This window comes from Marinococcus sp. PL1-022 (genome assembly GCF_033845285.1).
Classification (GTDB): domain Bacteria; phylum Bacillota; class Bacilli; order Bacillales; family Marinococcaceae; genus Marinococcus.
Genome location: NZ_JAWXCX010000001.1, coordinates 2,831,617 through 2,850,137, shown reverse-complemented (window position 1 = coordinate 2,850,137; position 18,521 = coordinate 2,831,617). Strand labels below are relative to the sequence as shown.

Here is an 18,521-nt window from a genome sequence, read left to right as displayed (position 1 = left end):
ACAGAATATTATAGGGGCTTACGCCTTTTTTTCTTCATAGGCATAAACTGACGAGGTCCGGAAATATAAAAACAATGCCCCAATCGTCAGCAGTATAATGCCTGCCGTAATTTGATACAGATACTGATAGCCGACAGCGTTCACTAAAAGTCCGAGAAAAAAAGAGCCGAGAGCGATGCCGGAGTCGAACATGATAAAAAATGTAGCTGTTGCATGTCCGCTTCGGTGCGGCTCAGCCGCCTGAATGGACATCGTCTGAAAACCGGGAAGAAGCGTGCCGTAGCCAAGGCCGATCAGCGCGGCAGCCAACAGGAGCATCCACCCGGCAGTAGTGAAGCTGAGCGTTACGAGACCGATAGCGAAAATCAGAAGACAAGGATACAAAACAGCCCCCGGCCCCCTGGCATCAAACAACGGTCCGGCGACCGGACGTGAAGCAATGACGACAACTGCGAATACAAGAAAGAAGAAGCTGGATACCTGGATCAGCCCCATTGCTTCAGCAAATAAGGACATGTATGAAATAACACCTGCGTAGGAAAAAGAAGCAAGCAGGCCGATAGATGCAATTGGAAGCGCCCGCAGTTCAATAAAATCATGAATGGAGAGCTTCTGTTTTTCGGTATTCGGCGCGGCAGGGGTCCCCGGGTCCCGGGCAATGGCCGCACACCAGACGCCGACAATCATAAAAATGCCAAGCAGTACAAATAAAAGGGCAAAAGGAGCAAACTGTATCAGCGTCAGTCCGATGAACGGCCCGATCACGACTGCGACATTCATCGAGGTCGTGAAATAACCGAGGCCCTCTCCGCGGCGTTCATTCGGGATAACATCTGCAGCGATTGCGCCGGTAGCTGTACTTAAAATGCCAAAAGGAATGCCATGTACAAACCGGAGCAGAAGCAGGCCGGTATACGTATCAATAAAAAGGTATAAAAAAGTGCAAAGGACAAACACAGCAGCACCCCAGACCATTGCGCGTTTACGTCCGGTTTTTTCCATAATTTTACCGGCAAATATCCGGGTGATGATGGTGGCAACGAGCATAATCGTGACGATAAGCCCGCCCTGGGCGCTGGTGCCGCCGAGATTGCCGGTAACAAAAAGGGGCAGTGTGGTTAAAAGAGAGTAGAATACGGTAAAAACCATGAAATTGGTAATCGTGATACTAATAAAATCCTTCGTCCAGATAGGGTGGTCATGACGGCTCACTGTTCCACGCTCCTTTCCTTCGTAATTTTTCCGAGCAGCTCATGCAGAGCTTCCCGTTCCGGATCTGACAGCTGCGCAAGCGAATGATTTTCTGCTTCTGCCACCCGCTCTTTAATCCCGGGAAGCATTTTTTTCGTGCTGTCGGTAAGATGAATGATCTGCGTGCGCCGGTCCTGTCCGGGGCGTTTTTCAATCCAGCCGTTGCGCTCCATTGTCGCAATAGTACGGGTAATCGTAGGCGCTTCCACCTGCAGATATTTCCGCATATGCACCTGGGTGGCCGGGCCGCCGGTATCAAGCACATACATAATCATATACTGCGCATGGGAGAGGCCGAACGGGGCGAGTGTTTCGTTTAGTGTGTTCGAGAGCGTACGCGACCGCTGATGGATCATATGAATAAGCTGATCTGATTCCATAGAAAAGAAAGCTCCTTTTTGATTTAATTAGCATGCTAACTAATTACAGCTTTACCAGTATACGAAGTATTTGAATAAAGGTAAACACTGGAAACGATTACAGGAAGCAAAAAAAATAATAAAGCGTTTGCAATTTGGAGTTGGATATTTTAGAATGTAATAAATCGTTTTACTAAAACGTTTTATCAGGAGGGAAGCTATGCGAAAAAATGTGACGCTGCGTGATGTGGCAAAAGAAGCAAATGTCTCCACCAGCACCGTGTCCCAGTTTATGAACGGTCGCTTTACATATATGGGCGAAGAAACAAAAGAACGTATCGAGCAGGCCATCGCCCAGTTAAATTACCGGCCGAATGCGATTGCAAGAGGGCTGAAGCAGCAAAAAACGACGACGATCGGCGTTATTATCGCAAATGTGGTGCACCGGTTTTCCACCCTGGTGGTCAGGGCTATTGAAGATATGTGCATTAAATACAATTATCATGTCATTATCTGTAACGCCGATGACGACGAAATGAAGGAAAAACAATACATCGATATGCTGATGGCAAAGCAGATTGATGGAATGATTATTATTCCGAGCAGCCAGGACCGAAAAAATTATGAAGACATTCTGAGCTATCAAATTCCATTAGTATTTCTGGACCGAACAGTGGATCAGTCAGATGCTCCTTCTGTGGTGGTGAATAATTACAAGGCTTCCTACGAGGCGGTAAAGCATTTAGCCGACAGGAGCTACCGAAGAATTGGTTTTATCGGTCCGGAGCTGAAAATGAATACCAGAAAAGACCGTTTCCGCGGCTTTGAGGACGCGCTGGAGGCAGAGGGGATCGCTGAAAACAAAAGGCTTGCATATCACGGGGAAGTGAGCGGCGCCCGGGAAGCATTAAAGGTCATGATGAAAGAGCAGCAGCCCCCGGATGCACTGTTTATCTCTAACGACCGCATGCTCGTAGAAGCATTGACATTTGCCAAAGAAAATCAGCTCAATATTCCTGAAGACCTTGCTCTGGTGACGTTTGATGAAGTGGAGTACGCTGATTTCTTTTCCCCATCACTGACGACCATTGAGCAGCCGGCCTATCAAATGGGTGAAAAAGCAGCAGAGCTTCTGCTGGAACAGGTGAACAACGGCGTGCCGGCAGAGAAATTGAGCCGTGAATATGTGTATCAGACAACCTTTCATGTACGGGATTCCACTGGAGCAAAAATATAAAAGGAGGTTTTGAATGATGAAAAAAGTAAGCGTTACCATAGCGGCGGTCGCCGCTGGAATGCTGGCAGGCTGCAGCAGCGGCAGTACAGAAGACACAGCCGGGGCTGAAGAAAATGTTCATTTAGTTGCCGCCACCCAGCTTGATGATCAGAGTCCCTACGCTGTCGGCCTGAGAGAATTTAAAAAGGTTGTAGAAGAAGAAAGCGATGGAAGCGTTACGGTGGAGGTACACACGAACGGCTCGCTTGGCGGAAGTGAAGCCGAGCTTGCCCAAAGCGCGGAGACCGGATCGGTGGATCTGGTGGTCGCTTCTCCCGGGTATTTGGCCCAAAAGGTAAAAGAAGTAGATTTCTTTTCCATTTTGTATTTGTTTGAAGACCGGGAGCACTGGACGAAAGTGGTAGACGGCGAGGTAGGCGATGAAGTGGCACGCGTAACGGAAGAAGAATCAAACTTCAAAGTACTTGATTACTGGTCAGCAGGCACACGCAATTATTACGGAACGCAGCCGGTGGAAACACCGGAGGATTTAGAAAATAAGACCGTCCGGACTCAGGATTCACCGGTAGTGACGGATACGTGGCAGGCGCTCGGTGCACAGCCGACGAGCGTAGCCTGGAATGAAATGTACCAGGCGCTTCAGAACGGATTGACGGATGCAGCAGAAAATGATTTTACCAATATTTATTTAGCCAGTCATTACGAAGTAGCGGATCATCTGTCACTCACGGAGCACGACGTTACAACACGGGTATTTTTCACCACACAGGAAGCGTACGACAGTATGAATGCAGAACAGCAGGAGGCAGTTGATACAGCGGTACAGAAAGCAACTGAAACCGCTCGTGCAACTGATGAGGAATTGGCCAGTGAGTACAAACAAAAGCTGCAGGAGGAAGGCATGGAAATCAACGAAGTGGATAAAGAAGCCTTCACAGAGCAGACGGAAGACGTACGCAGGGAAGCGGTCGAAAGCCTTGGAATGGAAGAGGAATATGAGAGAGTCCAGGAATTAAAGGATGAATAGGTGGGTGAGAAGATGAGAGCATTTATCGATAAAATACAGCGAATGTTTTTGTGGGGAGGCGCAGCCGCTTTTTCTATTTTCTTTATATGCGTAGCGCTGCAGGTAATGACCCGTTATATTCCAGGAATAGCCTTTCTCTGGTCAGCCGAGGTGGCCACATATGCCTTTATATGGATGGTACTGCTCGGGGCGGCGGCAATGGTTAGGGAACGCCAGCATTTTACTGTGAGCATCCTTTTGGAGAAGCTGTCCGGCAAGTACCTGCTCGCGCTCCAGGTAGTTATTCATTTCTTTTTAATCCTGTTCGGTCTCGCGTTTGTGATCCATGGGATCCAGATTACAGCGCAGTTCAGCAGCTGGACGCTGAATTACCTGCCTGGAGTCAGCCAGTTTTTCATTTGGCTGCCTGTACCAATTGCCGGGGCGGGGATTATGCTGTTTGCGTTTCAGAATGCAATGGATCACTGGCGCCACTACCAAAATATTGTGGAGGTGAATAAAAAATGATAACCGCTATTGGACTTATACTGCTCTTTTTAATATTGATGGTTCTTGGCATTCCTATTGCCTTTGTGATTGGTATTGTCAGCTATATCGGCTTTCTCGTTATGGGAACGGTGCCGCTTGAAGCCGTTATTCAGCAAATGTTTGTCGGGTTGAACTCGTTTATTTTACTTGCTGTGCCACTGTTTATCTTTGCGGCAAACATCATGAACCGGGGAAAAATATCCGAGAGGCTTATCCAGTTTGCGGTGTCACTCGTCGGTCATATCCGCGGGGGCCTGGCTCATTCCAACGTTGTCGTTTCCATGTTTTTTGGAGGCATATCCGGAGCGTCCACGGCTGATACGGCCGGAGTGGGAAAGATTCTGATCCCAAGCATGAAAAAAGAAAAGTACAGCACAGAAACGTCAGTGGCTGTAACCGCCGCATCCTCCACGATGGGCATGATCATTCCTCCATCGATTCCAATGGTTATTTACGGAAGCCTGGCCGGAGTGTCGATTGGTCAGATGTTTATCGGCGGAATTATTCCAGGACTATTAATCGGCGTTGGCTTAATGGTGTTTATATCAATCATCTCAAAGAAAAATAATTATCCGAAGCATGACCGGCTCGACACAAAAGCAATTGTCAAACACGGCATCCGGAGCTTTCCACCGCTGCTTACGCCGATTATTATTCTCGTCGGTATTATGGGTGGCTTTGTGACACCGACCGAAGCGTCGATCATCGCCTGCATTTATTCATTTATTCTGGCGTTCTTTTTTTACAAAAGCATCCGTCTGCGGGACATGCCGGACATCGTTATTGAAACATTGAAGCTCAGCTCGCTTACCCTGTTTGCGCTGGCGACCGCTACATCGCTCGGAAGACTGATCAGCTATAACAATATTCCGGCCCATATTTCATCGTTTTTCCAGGAATCAGTGCCGTACGCGTGGCTGATGATTATTCTTATTATCTTATTGTTTTTATTTGTCGGCATGTTTATGGATACCGTGCCTTCGATCATTTTGTTTGTGCCTATTGTGCTGCCGGCGGCATCAGAGCTCGGTCTCGACCCGATTCATGTGGGGATTGTCGTTCTTATGTGCCTGGCTGTAGGACTGGTAACGCCGCCATACGGCCTGTGCCTGCTGCTTGCAAGCGCGATTGGCGGGCTTTCCATCAGCAGGTCCTTTAAAGCGACGATTCCGTACATTGGCATGATTCTGGTTGTGATTTTAGTAATTGCATTCGTGCCGGGCATTTTCATGTGGCTGCCGAATGCATTTGAATAAGAATGGAGGCAGCAAAGATGCAGGACGTCCTTACAATTGGTGACGCAATGATTACAATGAATCCGAAGCAGCGGGGGCCGATGCGCTTTACGACTGAGTTTGAACGTAAAATCGGCGGGGCCGAGCTGAACGTGGCCATTGGCTGCGCCCGCCTCGGGCTTCAGACTGGCATGATCAGCCGTCTTGGCCGCGATGAATTCGGCCGCCACATTTTCAATAATCTGCGTGGAGAGGGAATTGACGTTTCGGGAATAGCCCTGGAAGACAACTACGCTACTCCCGTAAATTTTAAAGAAACGCTCGAAAACGGAAACGGACGTACGTTTTACTACCGTTTTCCGTCCCCGACGGAAGAAATAACGCTACAGCACATTAAAGAGCAGCTGAGCGGGCAGCCGAAGGTGTTTTATATTACCGGGGTGTTTGCTTCACTCCGCCCGGAAAACGTGGAAATGCTCCGGGAGGCCTTACGCTTTGCAAGAGAACAGGGAGTGCTTACAGCTATGGATCCAAACATCCGTCTGCGCCTTTGGAGCAGGGAGGAGGCCGGAGAGGCCATCCGCTCACTTCTTCCGTATGTGGATCTTATGCTGAGTGGAAGAGACGAAGCGGATATGCTGTTTGGCGTCCAGTCCTTAGAAGAACACATCTCGTCTTTTCAATCGTACGGTATCGAACGTGTCATTATTAAAAATGGCAGTGAAGGAGCAGCGGGAAAAAGCGGAAGCGGTGAAACCGTGCATCAATCGGCGGAAAAAGTAGAAAAGGTGGCCGACACCGTAGGGGCAGGGGATGGCTTTAATGCCGGCTTTTTATACGGACTGCTGCAGGGATATCCACTTGAAAAAGCGTTGAAAATCGGCTCGGCAGGGGGAGCAAAAGTGGTGCAGGTAGCAGGCGATAATGAAGGACTGCCGCTTTTAGAGGAAGTGGAAGCAGTGCTTGGGAACGAAGAACGCCTGAAGCGTTAAAGGAGGAAGCGATGAATATACAGCTGGCGCTGGACCGGTTGCCATGGAACGACTGCTTTAAGATCGTTCATCAAACCGAAGCATATATTGACTGGATTGAAATAGGAACGGGAGTTATTAAGGAATACGGCATGGACATCGTCCGGCAGATGAAGCGGGAATATCCGGATAAAGTGCTGGTGGCAGATATGAAAACATGTGACGCCGCCAGGGCAGAAACAATCCAGGCCTTCGGGGCAGGTGCAGACGTAACGACGGTAATGGCTTTCGCGTCGGATGCTTCGATTCAGGCTGTGCTCGAGACCGCTGAAGAATACGGGAAAAAAGCTTTTGTGGATCTGCTGAATGTCCGGGAAAAACAACGCCTCAAGGAACTCGACAAGCTTGGCATCCGAAGCGCTTCGCTGCATATAGGCAAAGACATGCAGCAGGAGGGGAGCGGCGATAGTGATTATTACAAGCTGCTGCAGGCATTCCCGCACTGGGAGGTGTCGGCGGCCGGGGGACTGCAGGCAGATACCCTTTATAAAATTAAGGATGCCCGTCCGGATGTCATTATTATCGGAGGCGCTATTACCAAAAGTGAAGACCCACGGCAGGCGGCCGAGCAAATACGATTGGAGGCAGATCGGCTATGAATACAGAACAAGTATTAAATACTATTTCCCGGGAAATAACAGAGGTTGTTGGCAGCGTGAACGCAGAAGAAGCAGAACAGGCTGCTGCAAGGCTTAACCGGGCACCAAGAATTTTTGTAGCCGGCGAGGGGCGCTCCGGTCTCGTTGGAAAAATGTTTGCGATGCGTCTCATGCACAGCGGCTATAATGTGTTTGTCGTCGGGGAAACCATCACCCCTTCCGTGAGTGAGGGGGACTTACTTGTAGTGTTATCCGGATCTGGAAACACTCCGATTCTCGTTCACACGGCGGAACAGGCAAAAAAAAGCGGAGCAGAGCTTCTCGTCTGCTCCACCAACCGAGCGTCATCCCTCGGAAAGATTAGTAGTGCCTTTATTGAAATTCCGGCAGCAACAAAAAAACGGCTGGAGCACGAGCCGGAAACGATTCAGCCGCTGGGAAACCAATTCGACCAGAGTCTGCATTTAATACTGGACGGCCTGATTATTGCTGCTGTTCACGCAGGCGGTAACGCTGACTATGAACAGATGGCCAGGCGTCATTCCAACATGGAGTAGCACATACGCAACCGGTCCGGCCAAAAGCCGGACCGGTTGCTTTTTTTATGGCGCAGGCCGGTTTATTCGTCTGCCTGCTTATCATAGCGGCGTTTGTACTCCCAGAAGCCGGGCACCTCCGGCGGCTCGTACGTGAGTATTTTTTCAATGCATTTCAGACGGAGCTCCTGCTGAAGATCCTCACGCTCCTGATAGGACGTCTGGCGCAGGGCCTGCTGGATGAAAGGCTCGAATTTTTGAAGCTCTTCATACAGCGCTTCTTCACTCATGCGCTGGGTTTTTGTTGTGCGATTGTTAGTCATCATGCATCGCGACCTCCTTTTTTTGATGAAGAGCATGCCAGGCGTGTTACTTCCCGGCGCAGGTGCTCAATGCGTTGTTCAATCCGCAAAAGCAGATAGAATGTTACTACGATAGGAAAGCCGACATTGGCAAGCAGTTCGACGACAGCACTGGAATCAATAATATGCATTACCGTTCCTCCTATTTTCCGGCATAAAAACGAAGGGTCTTCAGTCCTTTCCGGTGGGCATTTGACACTGCCTGCCGGCTGATTTGAAGATGACTGGCAATGTCGGTATCCTTCCACCCGGAGCTGTATTTTTTAGAAAAAATCCACTGCTGGTACGGCGTCAGCGAACGAAACCCCAGCCAGATGGAATAATGGTGCAGCTCTTCCTCGAGGCTCTGTTCTTCGACCCGGCTGGAAAAATTCCCGGCTTCTTCAAACATCTCCTCCTGATCGGATAAAGGTGTCCGCTGCTGGCGCCGGCGATGATAGCGGTCATAGCGGACTGCGTCCCAGTGCAGGGTTTTTAACATATAGGAACGCCAGATCACGTCCTGATAGAATCGTTTAAAGGACAAATCGACGGCTTTATAAGCCCAGGCCGTCTCTTCGTTCAGGGCCTGCTTTAATAATTGCTGGTGCACAGAATCCTCCAGAAATTCCCGAATAAGCCGGGTGCGCAGAAATGAATGATTCTTCTCCCGGAAGGTCTCCCACGTTTCTCTTTTTGAATCAGCGTATGATGAATGTGTCATAGATGCCTCCTCTCCTTACCCCTGTTGTTTATAAAAGACATCCAACAGATAAAAAGTAAACCATAAATACGAACGTTTGTTCTTATATTTTATACGAACGCTTTTCCTGTAAACAAGAAAATACTGAAATTAAAAAAATTTACAGGTTAAGTCCTGTTAAAAAAGACTCATTGGTGGCATAATGTGTTTACAAAAAGATTACTTAAAAACAGAAGAGGGAATATGAAAATATTAGATTTTTGTAACAGGAGGGGAAAAAGTGAATTTAACATCAGGGCCGTCAAGCAGATACACTTTCTCCATTGAAGAGATGGCTGAAGAAATCATGAGCGTAATCGCTGAGTCCCTTCACGTGGACTCTGTTTATATTGCAAAGAAAGAAGATACTTACATGGACGTGCTGAGTGCTTACAATAACCACGGGGAGGAGCTTGTATCCCCGGGAATGAAGGTGGAGCATGAAGCCTCGTTTTGCCAGTATGTACTGAAAAGTGACGAACAGGAGTATTTTCATTTTTCCGATGCCGTGAATGATGAAGAAACGAAAGAGCTGCTGATGCCGAAAAATTTCGATATACATACCTTTCTGGGCGTGTATATCAAGAATCAGGAAGGCGGCCCGTTTGGCACGCTCTGCGTATTAAACCGCGAGCCTCGCGAATTTAAGAAGGAAGAAATTTCTTTGATTCAGACGTTCGGGAATTTATTAAGCTATTTGATCCGTGTCGACCAGATGAATGAAAAAATAGGAGTCCTCGGGTATCCGATTGTGCCGATAGGCGAAGGAATTGCCGTGCTCCCGCTCGTCGGGGCGATGGATGAAAGCAGATCCAACCGTTTGATGGAAACGGTGCTGCAGGAAGTCTACGGCGGAAAATACGACTATTTTATGATCGATGTGTCAGGTGTTTCCGCATTTAACGAAACGTTTACAACGTATATTTCCCAGGTCATTCAGGCACTGAAGCTGATGGGCATCGATCCTATCCTGACCGGGATGCGGCCGGACATGGCTGTTCAGGACATCCGCAAAGATATCCTCGGCGAAAATATTATGATCGAAAAGAGCCTGGAAACGGCGCTGAAGTCTATTGGATTCCGGCTGGTCAGAAACGAGTGAACAGAGAACGGTGGACGGTTTACATATCAAGTTGAAAGAAGGAACTGATATGAGTACAAAAGCAGAACAGATGGATGAAAGAGTGGAAAATGAAAATAAACTTACCGCAGCTTTGGTGGAGTGCATTGTTTTTACCATTTTCGATATCTCACTGCAGAGTATTGCAGCAGACCCGAAAGCGCCTGGCGCCCGGAGGTCGCATCCCGTTTTCGCAGCATGGACTGAACAGCAATGGCAGGCCGCCGGCAAAGAGGAGCTGCTTGACTATGCACTTGCCCGGCTGCCGGCCAGTCTGTCCGGCGAAATGGTGCGACAGATCATTAATGACGTTTACCGAGTGAACCTCAGCGGCATTTCCGCCCTCGAAGCATCGACGTTTTCGCTCTTTTCCAAAGGAAAATGGATCAAGCAGAACGAAAATGATATGTTTGTGCTGAACACTGGATCTACGGATACAGAGGTCACTGTCTCGGTAACAGAGCATTTTATCCGGCAGACGGGGTCCGGGGAGCTGCCGGCCGGACTTTGCGGAGAGCTTGAAGCACTGGGATATGTTTACCTCCCGAAAAAAAATCAGCTGAATTATGCGAGTCCGGACGGCCGTCCGGTCGACGATGTATTTAAAAAAAAGACGATCGGGGCCCTTGAAAATGCAGGGCAGCAGATCCAGACGTAAGCACCCTTTTATACAGAAAGGGTGTTTTTTTATGGTAAATACGTCTTGAGGCGTAGAAAAGATAGACCCCGGGCTGCTCCCGGAATCCGGGGAACCGGCGTAAGATAGAAGTACAGGAAGGGGGAAACACCATGTGGAAAAAAATCGGATTAACAGCAGTGATTACAGTCGCAGCGATTGTCGTTCTGTCCAACCTTGGGCCGCTGCTGCTGCTCGCAGCCGGAGTGGCGCTTGCGTATATCGTCTACCGCCAGTTTCAGGAAAGCACATCCACCGCGGCGAGGGTTTTTTGGGTGATCGTGGGTATCACAGCCATACTGCTTGCGCTCACCAATATCTATGCAGTAATCGCGCTTCTCGGCTTGTATGCAATATACTGGAGCGTAAAAAAATGGAATGGTGATGAGGTGGACATCGACCGCCATACAAGAACGAAAGACCCGTTTACAGGCTTTGAAGAGGAATGGAAAAAGCTCAAGCGCAGATAAAAAAAGGAGGAATAGTCCATGGCAGGCATTTGGCAGCAGTTCAAGGAGGATGTCGAACACGAATGGGAGCGGTGGAACATGAAAAAAGAAACAGACAATCCGATCGTCTCGCTCAACCGCTATATTAAAGAGGCAGAGCGCGAGACGGAAAAGGTAAGCAGGCTGACAGACCGCCAGCGCCGGCTGGTTGAAGAATTTCAGCACGAACAGGACGAAGCAGAAAGCATGCTGGATAAACGCAAGCAGCAGGCCGCGGTAGTAAAGCATTATGAAGAGAACGAGCTGTATGATATTGCCGCCGGGGAAATTGAACAGTACGGTGAGCGGGCGCAAAAGCTTGCTTCAATGAAAAAAGAAGCAGAAGAACAGCTCCAGACGCTTGAACGGCGGCATCAGGAAATGGTGTACAAGCTGAAGGATATGCGTTTGAAACGGATGGAGTGGATGGGGCGGGAAAATGTAGCCCGGGCCAATCACAATATTTCTAAGCTGTATCAGGAGAACGGCCGCGACCCGGAGTCCCGTTTTAAAGAAGTGGAACAGTATTTGGAAAGTATGGAGCACCATCAGCAGCAGGAGTATGAGCATTCCACCTTCGACGAACGGGTAGCCCGTCTGGAAAAACGGAAGACAGAGGCGGAGCAGGAAAAAGCGTGATAAAATAGAGACGCTGACCAGGGCGTCTCTATTTTTAACTTACATAAAAACAGCAAAGGAGGGTTCCTATGTTTTCCCACATATCAACGAAGACGATCCAATTCGTGTTTTTTACGGGAATCCTCCTGTTTATACTGGAATTTTTTTCGGACGGAGCGGGTTTGCTGCCCATACTGTTTTTCTTCGGCCTATTTATATTTATCGGAAAACGGACGAAAAGGCGGACACTCTCGGCCATTTTCTGGTGGACCGGGTGGATCGGACTGGGTCTTACAGCGGTCACTCTCTGGGCCGTCCAGTTCTGGGTGATCGCCTTTTTCGTTCTGCTGCTTCTGCAGATGCGCCGCTCAGGCCGGGAGCCCGTCGAAGAACAGGCAGAGGTGGAGGAGCTGAGCGGCAGAATGGAGAATTATGAACGGGACGAGCTGCTCGGCAACCGCCTGTGGGGGCGGGAGAAGGTCGGACGGAAGCCATTTCACTGGAAGGATATTAACGTGATTGGCGGCGTCGGCGATAAAATTGTTGATGCCACCAACACGGTGCTGCCGCAGCAGGCGGTGATTATCGTCCGCCACGGCCTGGGTTCAGTGACCGTCTACGTTCCGTACGAGGTGAACGTGATCATCCGGCACAGCACGCTGTACGGGCGCGTGCGCCTGTTTGGCAAAGAAGAAGCAAAGCGCTGGAAACAGACGGTTACCTACCATTCGCCTGCGGCAGACGAAGAAGCCTCCACGCTTTACATTTTCACCTCGCTTCTCAGTGGGGATCTGGAGGTGGAGCGGCGATGAACAGCTTTGTGAAAGCGGCTGGGTGGGGAATTGCCGCAGCCCTCCTTATAAGCGCCGCAGCCGTGATTCCGCTTCTGCTGATGCTGCCTTTTGACATGTGGGACGTACTGACGGGGCAAACGATGAGCGGGCTTCCGTATGTATTTTTGCTCGTGGTTCTGATTGTTCTTCTTGGCACCGCTCTCGGTTTTTTGGTGCTCCGGGCCTGGAACGCCCGCTGGCAGCAGCTGCAGGCTGTGCTGGAGCGGCTGGGCAGAGGAAGCTCTAAAACAATCTGGCCGGCAGAGGTGTACCGGGAAGTAGAAGAGCTGCGTACGGAGCTTGAAATGGTGGAGCGCCAGCTGCAGGGACAGGCCGAGCGGGGGCAGAAGCTGGCGACGGAACGGGCCGAAGACCGGGAAAAGAGCCTGCAGGAAGTTATTTCGCAGGAAAGAAACCGAATCGCCCGTGAGCTCCATGATTCGGTAAGCCAGCAGCTGTTCGCGGCCTCCATGATGATATCTGCGGTTAATGAACAGGCTGGCGCCGGGGAGGTCTCCCGGGAATGGCAGACCATCGAGCGGATGATCAACCAGTCCCAGCTCGAAATGAGGGCTTTGCTTCTTCATCTGCGGCCGGCCGCACTGAATAAGCAAACACTGCAGGAAGGAATTGCTCAGCTGCTGAACGATCTGACGACGAAGGTGCCGCTGCAGATTAAGCAGGTGATTGAGCCATTTCCGATTGAAAAGGGAGTGGAGGATCAGCTGTTTCGGATCAGCCAGGAATCGATTTCCAACACGCTGCGTCACGCGAAGGCGACTGAATTGAAGGTGTCTCTGCTGCAGCGCGAAGAATTTATTATTTTGCGCGTCCAGGATAATGGTGTCGGGTTTTATATGGAGGAAGAAAAACCAGACAGCTACGGCCTGAGTACGATGAAGGAACGAACAGAGGAAATCGGCGGGCATTTCCATCTGGTGAGTCTGCCGGGAGAAGGCAGCCGCATCGACGTCAAAGTGCCCTGGCTGTCGAAGGGGGAAGAGGTATGATCACCATCCTGTTTGCAGATGACCATGAAATGGTGCGTATTGGGGTGACCTCGTATTTATCAACACAGCCGGATATGGAAGTAACCGCTGAAGCTTCAAGCGGAAGGGAAGCGGTCAGGCTGGCGCTTGAGCTCAGGCCGGATATTATCCTTATGGATCTTGTGATGGATGATATGAACGGCATTGAGGCGACAGCAAAAATTATGGAGGCATGGCCGGCAGCCAAAATTATTATCGTCACAAGCTTTATCGATGACGAAAAGGTATATCCGGCGCTTGAAGCGGGCGCGGTAAGCTATATTTTAAAAACCTCCCGGGCCGGGGAGATCGCAGCGGCGATCCGGAAAACGCACGACGGCCAGTCGATTCTGGAGCCGGAGGTGGCGGGGAATCTGATGGCGAACATGAAACGGCGGGATCAGAGGGAGCTGCATGAGGAACTGACCGCACGCGAGCTCGAGGTATTGCGGCTGCTTGCGGAGGGGAAAACCAATATGGAAATTGCCAAAGAGCTGTTTATTGCCCTGAAAACGGCGAAGGTGCACGTGAGTAGTGTTCTTCATAAGCTGCAGGTGCAGGACCGTACCCAGGCAGTCGTTTATGCGTACAAGCATCGCCTATTTTAAAAAGCTGCCCGCCCTGAGTAAAGGGGAGCAGCTTTTTTGATGTGGAGGGCTATGCCCACCACATGTCGACTGGGCGTTCAGAGATATTTACGGAGTTTAGGTTTTGTACAGCCCGCTCGAAGCCTTCATCGAGTGACATGATTGGATCTTCGTGCTCGATGCTGACAACATGGTCATAGCCGAACGTCCGGAGCGCACTGATCATGTCGCTCCATTCCTTCATGCCGTGGCCGAAGCCGACCGAACGGAAGCTCCAGGCCCGGGTCTGAACGCTGCTGTACGGCTGCATGTCAGTGAGGCCGTACATGTTGACGTTATCCTGGTCAATGTACGTGTCCTTGGCGTGAAAGTGGTGAATCGCTCCTTCTTTTCCGAGAATTTTGATCGCGGCGACCGGATCGATCCCCTGCCACCACATATGACTCGGGTCAAGGTTGGCGCCCACGGCATCATTGGTCGCCTCCCGCAGCTTCAATACCGTATACGGCGTATGAACCAGAAAGCCTCCGTGGGGCTCGATACCGACCTTGATGCCGTGTTCTTTAGCGTAGCTCCCGGCCTCCTTCCAATAAGGAATAAGCTTTTGCTCCCACTGCCAGTTGTAAATGTCCGAATACGCACTCGGCCACGGCGCGACCGGCCAGTTTGGATGCTTGGCGCTCTCGTCGCTTCCGGCAACCCCGGAAAATGTATTGACGACCGGAATATTCAGGAGGCTCGCAAGCTGTACGGTTTTTTTGAATGTTTCGTCCGCCTCCTTCGCTTCAGCCGGATCCGGAGAAATTGGGTTGGCGTGGCAGCTGAGCGCGCTGACGGTTAAGCCCCGGGAGTCCAGGGCTTCCTGAAACTGTCTGCGTGCATCCTCGCTGTGTAAAAGCTCGTCCACATTTGCGTGGGCGCTGCCCGGGTTGCCACCGGTGCCAAGCTCTACCGCCTGCACTCCGGCACGTTTCACCTTGTCGAGCATGTCTGTAAAAGCCAAATCAGCATAAAGAACAGTAAAAACGCCGATCTTCATTATTGAACACCTTCTTTTCCGATAGTAATAAACTGCCCGCGTTCGCTGGACGCAAGAGCTGCCAGAATAACGTCGAGAGCCTGCTTTCCGTCTGCAGCGGATACTGGAACCTCCGTATTTGAAACAATGCTATGAGTAAAAGCATCAATCACGCCGGAGCCTTCCTGGCCGCCGGCATCGTTTGTCTGAATGCCTCCCAGCTCGTAGCGGACCGTATGGCCGTTGGTATAATGGGCAGTCAGTGAATGGACCGGATCATCCTCAAGGCGGAGCGTCCCTTTTTCACCGTAAATGATTGTCGAGTTGTCTTCCTCGGGCACATACGCCCAACTGGCCGTGAGAGTTCCAATCAGGCCTCCCGCTGTTCTGAGCAGGCAGACGGCGTTGTCATCCACCGTGATATTTTCCTTTGCATTGTTTTCCACAAAAGCAGCCACCTGGGTTACCGGCTCATCGAGCAGAAACTGAATAAGGTCGGATTTGTGCACCCCAAGGTCTCCCATGGCACCGATAAAGGCTTCCTCCCTGCGGAAAAACCAGCTGTCCTTGCCGTCAATGCTCCAGCCCTCGGGACCGCCGTGGCCAAACGTCGTCCGGAAGCTGAAGATTTTGCCAAGCTCGCCGTTTGCAATCAGCTCCCTTGCCTTCACGTGAGAGGGGACGAAACGCTGGTTGTGGGCAATCATTAGCTTTTTGCCGCTGCGCTTTTCGGCCTCCATCATTTCTTCGGCTTCCTGTTCGCTTGTTGCCATTGGTTTTTCACAGAGTACGTGCTTACCGGCAGCGAGAGCGTCGATGCTGATGCGGGCATGCATATGGTTGGACGTGCAGACACTCACTGCCTCGATCGATTCGTCCTTTAACAGCTCATGATAATCTGTGTACGCCGCAGCTCCGAGATGGGAGGCCGTTTCCTCGGCGCGTTCCTTTACGAGGTCGCAGACCGCCCGGATGGTGGTATGCGGATTTGCTTCGTATTCTGGTATGTGGCGGTTTCTTGCGATGCTTCCGCATCCGATGACGCCGATATTTACTATTTTCATGTGAGCTCCACTCCTTTTTATATACGTTGATTATTCCTTTACTGACCCGCTCGTAAGTCCGGAAACAATCCGGCGCTGGAAAATCAGAACGAGAATGACAATCGGGATGGTGACGATAACGGTAGCGGCAGAAATGTCGCCCCATGGTACTGTATATTCACTCTGGTAGAAGGAGATGCCGACTGGAATCGTCCGCCAGGCATCAGCGGTATTGATAGCCAGGGCGAAAAGATATTCGTTCCAGGCTGCGATAAAAACGAGAATCGCCGTAGTGAAAATGCCCGGTGTAGCGAGCGGCAGGATAATCTGGCGGTATGTCTGAAACGGCGTAGCACCGTCCAGCTTGGCCGATTCTTCGAGCTCCCAGGGGATCTTTTGAAAAAAGGTAGCCAGAATCCAAATCGCAAGCGGCAGGCTGATGGTGATGTACGGAATCACGAGACCGATATAGCTGTTGCGAAGTCCCGTGTCTGTCACAAAGTTAAAGATAGGAGACAGGATCGCGATTGGCGGAAACATCGATGAAGCCAGCACCAGTCCTAAAATCAGGGTCTTGCCGCGGATGGGAAGCCTCGTCACCGCATAGGCCGTGAACGAAGCAATCAAGAGCGATAAAACCGTAGTCAGTCCGGAAACGACAAAGCTGTTGAGCATGTAACGGAACAGCGGCCTCGTGGTAATCGCCGACGCATAGGAGTCGAGTGTGGCATTGGACGTGAACCAGGCGAACGATGTCAGCTCATCCTGCGGCTTCAGGGAGGTTAAAAACACCCAGATGAACGGAAACATTACGAGAAACACGAAGATAATCAGGAAAATATAAAATCGGATACCGGCTTGTTTTTTAAACATGGGCAGTCACTCCTTCCATTTATTTTTTCACTTTTTCCGGGAACAGGTCCGAGCCAAGCAGCTTGACGAAAATGAAGCTGATAATGGCTACGCAGACAAACACAATGACGGAAAGGGCGGAGCCGGCACCGAAGTTCTGCTGTTCAAACAGGATTTTGTAGGCAAACACAGAAATTGATTCCGTGGCGTTCGCCGGTCCGCCGCCGGTCAGTACATAAATCAGGTCAAATACGCGGAAGGCGTCCAGAGTTCTGAACAGCAGGGCGACGAGAATCGCTGATTTTAACAGTGGCAGGGTCACAAAGAAAAACTTCTGTATACTGCCTGCCCCGTCAACTTCAGCCGCTTCATACTGCGTGTTTGGTATAGTCTGCAGCCCGGCAAGCAGAAGGAGGGCCATGTATGGCGTCGTTTTCCAGACGTCTGCGAATATAATAGAAAACATGGAGCCCGAAGCAGTTGTTAACAGCGTCCCGGGGTCTGAAATCAATCCGATGGCAGCCATATAGTGGGCGACAATCCCGGATTGGCCGTCGAACAGATAGCTCCACATCATGGCAGCCACGGCTGTTGGAATAGCCCACGGCACGAGAACCGAAGCCCGCACAATTCCGCGTCCCTTGAAGGCCCGGTTGATTAACAGGGCGACGCCCAGGCCGATAATCAGCTCAGCTCCAACGGAAACGATCGTAAAGAAGGTCGTATTCGTTAAGGCGGTCCATGTCCTGCCATTAAACAGATAATCGGTGTAATTCTGCAGGCCGACAAAATTCGAAGACAGCACCGAGCTTTGCAGGTTGTCGAGCTGGGCGGCCAGATAGCCAATTTCTACTGCGATGTCGCCCTCCGCCTGCTGCTGCACGGAATTGACAGCTTCAATCTGTTCATCCATCGCAGCTTCAAATTCACTGCCCCACGACCCGTCGATCGATTGAATGCGTAAATTATCGTCTGTGATAGGCTCGTAGTTATTCAGCATACTGTTGACTTCCTGATAGCTTGAAGCCATCCCCTCATCGTCCACGAGCTCTTCATGATGCTCCTGGACGACAGCCCAGGTTTCGTTAAACGTTTCCTCTCCTTCTGGATAGGCTTCGCTTAATTCGTTGATGTTTTGTTCGATGAGATACCGGTTATCGGCATACTCTTCAAGATTCAGACTCTCGGTCATAATACGCTCTGATTTGCTGGGATCATTCAGCCGGTAGTCAAACAGGCTGTTCCAGCCGGAAAGCAGTACCGGCCAGATAACGACAAGAAGAATCAGAATGAGCGCCGGGGCGACCATTGCGTAGCCTAATTGTTTTTCGTTTAATTGAAATTTACGTTTAGGTTTTCCAGCCATGCGGGT

The 18,521-nt window shown here is 50.5% G+C and carries 23 protein-coding genes; 14 read left to right on the top strand and 9 right to left on the bottom strand.

Annotated features, from left to right (window positions below; genetic code table 11):
* Positions 1–18 precede the first annotated feature (18 nt).
* Positions 19–1,212, bottom strand: coding sequence for an MFS transporter (locus SIC45_RS14570; RefSeq protein WP_319632713.1), 1,194 nt, complete (start codon positions 1,210–1,212; stop codon positions 19–21).
* A complete protein-coding gene (locus SIC45_RS14565) occupies positions 1,209–1,631 on the bottom strand; it encodes a MarR family transcriptional regulator (protein ID WP_319632712.1) in 423 nt (140 codons plus the stop codon). The genes SIC45_RS14570 and SIC45_RS14565 overlap by 4 nt, the downstream gene beginning before the upstream one ends.
* Positions 1,632–1,830: 199 nt before the next feature.
* Here SIC45_RS14565 and SIC45_RS14560 point away from each other — a divergent pair, with 199 nt between their 5' ends.
* The 7 genes from SIC45_RS14560 to hxlB are packed head-to-tail and all read left to right on the top strand — an operon-like array spanning position 1,831 to position 7,824.
* The gene (locus tag SIC45_RS14560; RefSeq protein ID WP_319632711.1) at positions 1,831–2,847 is read left to right on the top strand and encodes a LacI family DNA-binding transcriptional regulator; all 1,017 of its coding nucleotides are present in this window, start codon (positions 1,831–1,833) and stop codon (positions 2,845–2,847) included.
* A 13-nt stretch (positions 2,848–2,860) separates the two neighbouring features.
* Positions 2,861–3,874 carry a TRAP transporter substrate-binding protein gene (locus SIC45_RS14555; protein WP_319632710.1) on the top strand — a complete coding sequence of 338 codons (1,014 nt, stop codon included), beginning with the start codon at positions 2,861–2,863 and terminating at the stop codon, positions 3,872–3,874.
* Between the two features lie 12 nt (positions 3,875–3,886).
* Positions 3,887–4,381 carry a TRAP transporter small permease gene (locus SIC45_RS14550; protein WP_319632709.1) on the top strand — a complete coding sequence of 165 codons (495 nt, stop codon included), beginning with the start codon at positions 3,887–3,889 and terminating at the stop codon, positions 4,379–4,381.
* Positions 4,378–5,658: a TRAP transporter large permease gene (locus SIC45_RS14545; RefSeq protein WP_298786446.1), complete on the top strand. Its 1,281-nt coding sequence runs from the start codon at positions 4,378–4,380 to the stop codon at positions 5,656–5,658. The genes SIC45_RS14550 and SIC45_RS14545 overlap by 4 nt, the downstream gene beginning before the upstream one ends.
* Before the next feature lie 17 nt (positions 5,659–5,675).
* Positions 5,676–6,629, top strand: a complete 954-nt coding sequence (locus SIC45_RS14540; protein ID WP_319632708.1) for a sugar kinase — start codon at positions 5,676–5,678, stop codon at positions 6,627–6,629.
* 11 nt (positions 6,630–6,640) lie between these two features.
* Complete coding sequence (gene hxlA / locus SIC45_RS14535; RefSeq protein ID WP_319632707.1) at positions 6,641–7,267, top strand: 3-hexulose-6-phosphate synthase; 627 nt, start codon at positions 6,641–6,643, stop codon at positions 7,265–7,267.
* On the top strand, positions 7,264–7,824 hold the full coding sequence (hxlB, locus tag SIC45_RS14530) for a 6-phospho-3-hexuloisomerase (protein ID WP_319632706.1): 561 nt from the start codon (positions 7,264–7,266) through the stop codon (positions 7,822–7,824). The genes hxlA and hxlB overlap by 4 nt, the downstream gene beginning before the upstream one ends.
* A gap of 62 nt (positions 7,825–7,886) precedes the next feature.
* Here hxlB and SIC45_RS14525 read toward each other — a convergent pair whose 3' ends face one another.
* The 3 genes from SIC45_RS14525 to SIC45_RS14515 are packed head-to-tail and all read right to left on the bottom strand — an operon-like array spanning position 7,887 to position 8,868.
* The gene (locus SIC45_RS14525) at positions 7,887–8,126 is read right to left on the bottom strand and encodes a helix-turn-helix domain-containing protein (RefSeq protein ID WP_319632979.1); all 240 of its coding nucleotides are present in this window, start codon (positions 8,124–8,126) and stop codon (positions 7,887–7,889) included.
* Complete coding sequence (locus tag SIC45_RS14520; RefSeq protein ID WP_298786436.1) at positions 8,126–8,296, bottom strand: YvrJ family protein; 171 nt, start codon at positions 8,294–8,296, stop codon at positions 8,126–8,128. The genes SIC45_RS14525 and SIC45_RS14520 overlap by 1 nt, the downstream gene beginning before the upstream one ends.
* Before the next feature lie 11 nt (positions 8,297–8,307).
* The gene (locus SIC45_RS14515) at positions 8,308–8,868 is read right to left on the bottom strand and encodes an RNA polymerase sigma factor (protein ID WP_298786434.1); all 561 of its coding nucleotides are present in this window, start codon (positions 8,866–8,868) and stop codon (positions 8,308–8,310) included.
* A 259-nt stretch (positions 8,869–9,127) separates the two neighbouring features.
* Here SIC45_RS14515 and SIC45_RS14510 point away from each other — a divergent pair, with 259 nt between their 5' ends.
* The 7 genes from SIC45_RS14510 (at position 9,128) to SIC45_RS14480 (ending at position 14,257) form a co-directional block, all read left to right on the top strand.
* Positions 9,128–9,988 (top strand): GAF domain-containing protein, encoded by an 861-nt coding sequence (locus SIC45_RS14510; protein ID WP_319632705.1) that lies wholly within the window; start codon positions 9,128–9,130, stop codon positions 9,986–9,988.
* A gap of 49 nt (positions 9,989–10,037) precedes the next feature.
* Positions 10,038–10,664: a hypothetical protein gene (locus SIC45_RS14505; protein WP_319632704.1), complete on the top strand. Its 627-nt coding sequence runs from the start codon at positions 10,038–10,040 to the stop codon at positions 10,662–10,664.
* Positions 10,665–10,795: 131 nt separating this feature from the next.
* On the top strand, positions 10,796–11,152 hold the full coding sequence (locus tag SIC45_RS14500) for a flagellar basal body rod protein (protein WP_319632703.1): 357 nt from the start codon (positions 10,796–10,798) through the stop codon (positions 11,150–11,152).
* 18 nt (positions 11,153–11,170) lie between these two features.
* Positions 11,171–11,809 carry a PspA/IM30 family protein gene (locus SIC45_RS14495; RefSeq protein ID WP_319632702.1) on the top strand — a complete coding sequence of 213 codons (639 nt, stop codon included), beginning with the start codon at positions 11,171–11,173 and terminating at the stop codon, positions 11,807–11,809.
* Positions 11,810–11,877: 68 nt separating this feature from the next.
* Positions 11,878–12,600 carry a cell wall-active antibiotics response protein LiaF gene (liaF, locus tag SIC45_RS14490; RefSeq protein ID WP_319632701.1) on the top strand — a complete coding sequence of 241 codons (723 nt, stop codon included), beginning with the start codon at positions 11,878–11,880 and terminating at the stop codon, positions 12,598–12,600.
* Complete coding sequence (locus SIC45_RS14485; RefSeq protein WP_319632700.1) at positions 12,597–13,631, top strand: sensor histidine kinase; 1,035 nt, start codon at positions 12,597–12,599, stop codon at positions 13,629–13,631. Before liaF ends, SIC45_RS14485 begins: the two co-directional genes overlap by 4 nt.
* Positions 13,628–14,257: a response regulator transcription factor gene (locus tag SIC45_RS14480; RefSeq protein ID WP_319632699.1), complete on the top strand. Its 630-nt coding sequence runs from the start codon at positions 13,628–13,630 to the stop codon at positions 14,255–14,257. Before SIC45_RS14485 ends, SIC45_RS14480 begins: the two co-directional genes overlap by 4 nt.
* A 49-nt stretch (positions 14,258–14,306) precedes the next feature.
* On the opposite strand, the gene SIC45_RS14475 is transcribed toward SIC45_RS14480, so the two are convergent.
* From SIC45_RS14475 to SIC45_RS14460, 4 genes are read right to left on the bottom strand one after another with little or no spacing between them, the layout of a single operon-like run.
* Positions 14,307–15,275: a sugar phosphate isomerase/epimerase gene (locus SIC45_RS14475; RefSeq protein WP_319632698.1), complete on the bottom strand. Its 969-nt coding sequence runs from the start codon at positions 15,273–15,275 to the stop codon at positions 14,307–14,309.
* Positions 15,275–16,318, bottom strand: a complete 1,044-nt coding sequence (locus SIC45_RS14470) for a Gfo/Idh/MocA family oxidoreductase (protein WP_319632697.1) — start codon at positions 16,316–16,318, stop codon at positions 15,275–15,277. Before SIC45_RS14470 ends, SIC45_RS14475 begins: the two co-directional genes overlap by 1 nt.
* Positions 16,319–16,348: 30 nt before the next feature.
* The gene (locus SIC45_RS14465; protein ID WP_319632696.1) at positions 16,349–17,170 is read right to left on the bottom strand and encodes a carbohydrate ABC transporter permease; all 822 of its coding nucleotides are present in this window, start codon (positions 17,168–17,170) and stop codon (positions 16,349–16,351) included.
* A gap of 19 nt (positions 17,171–17,189) precedes the next feature.
* Entirely contained in the window at positions 17,190–18,515 is a 1,326-nt protein-coding gene (locus tag SIC45_RS14460; protein WP_319632695.1) for a sugar ABC transporter permease, read from the bottom strand.
* Positions 18,516–18,521: the final 6 nt, after the last annotated feature.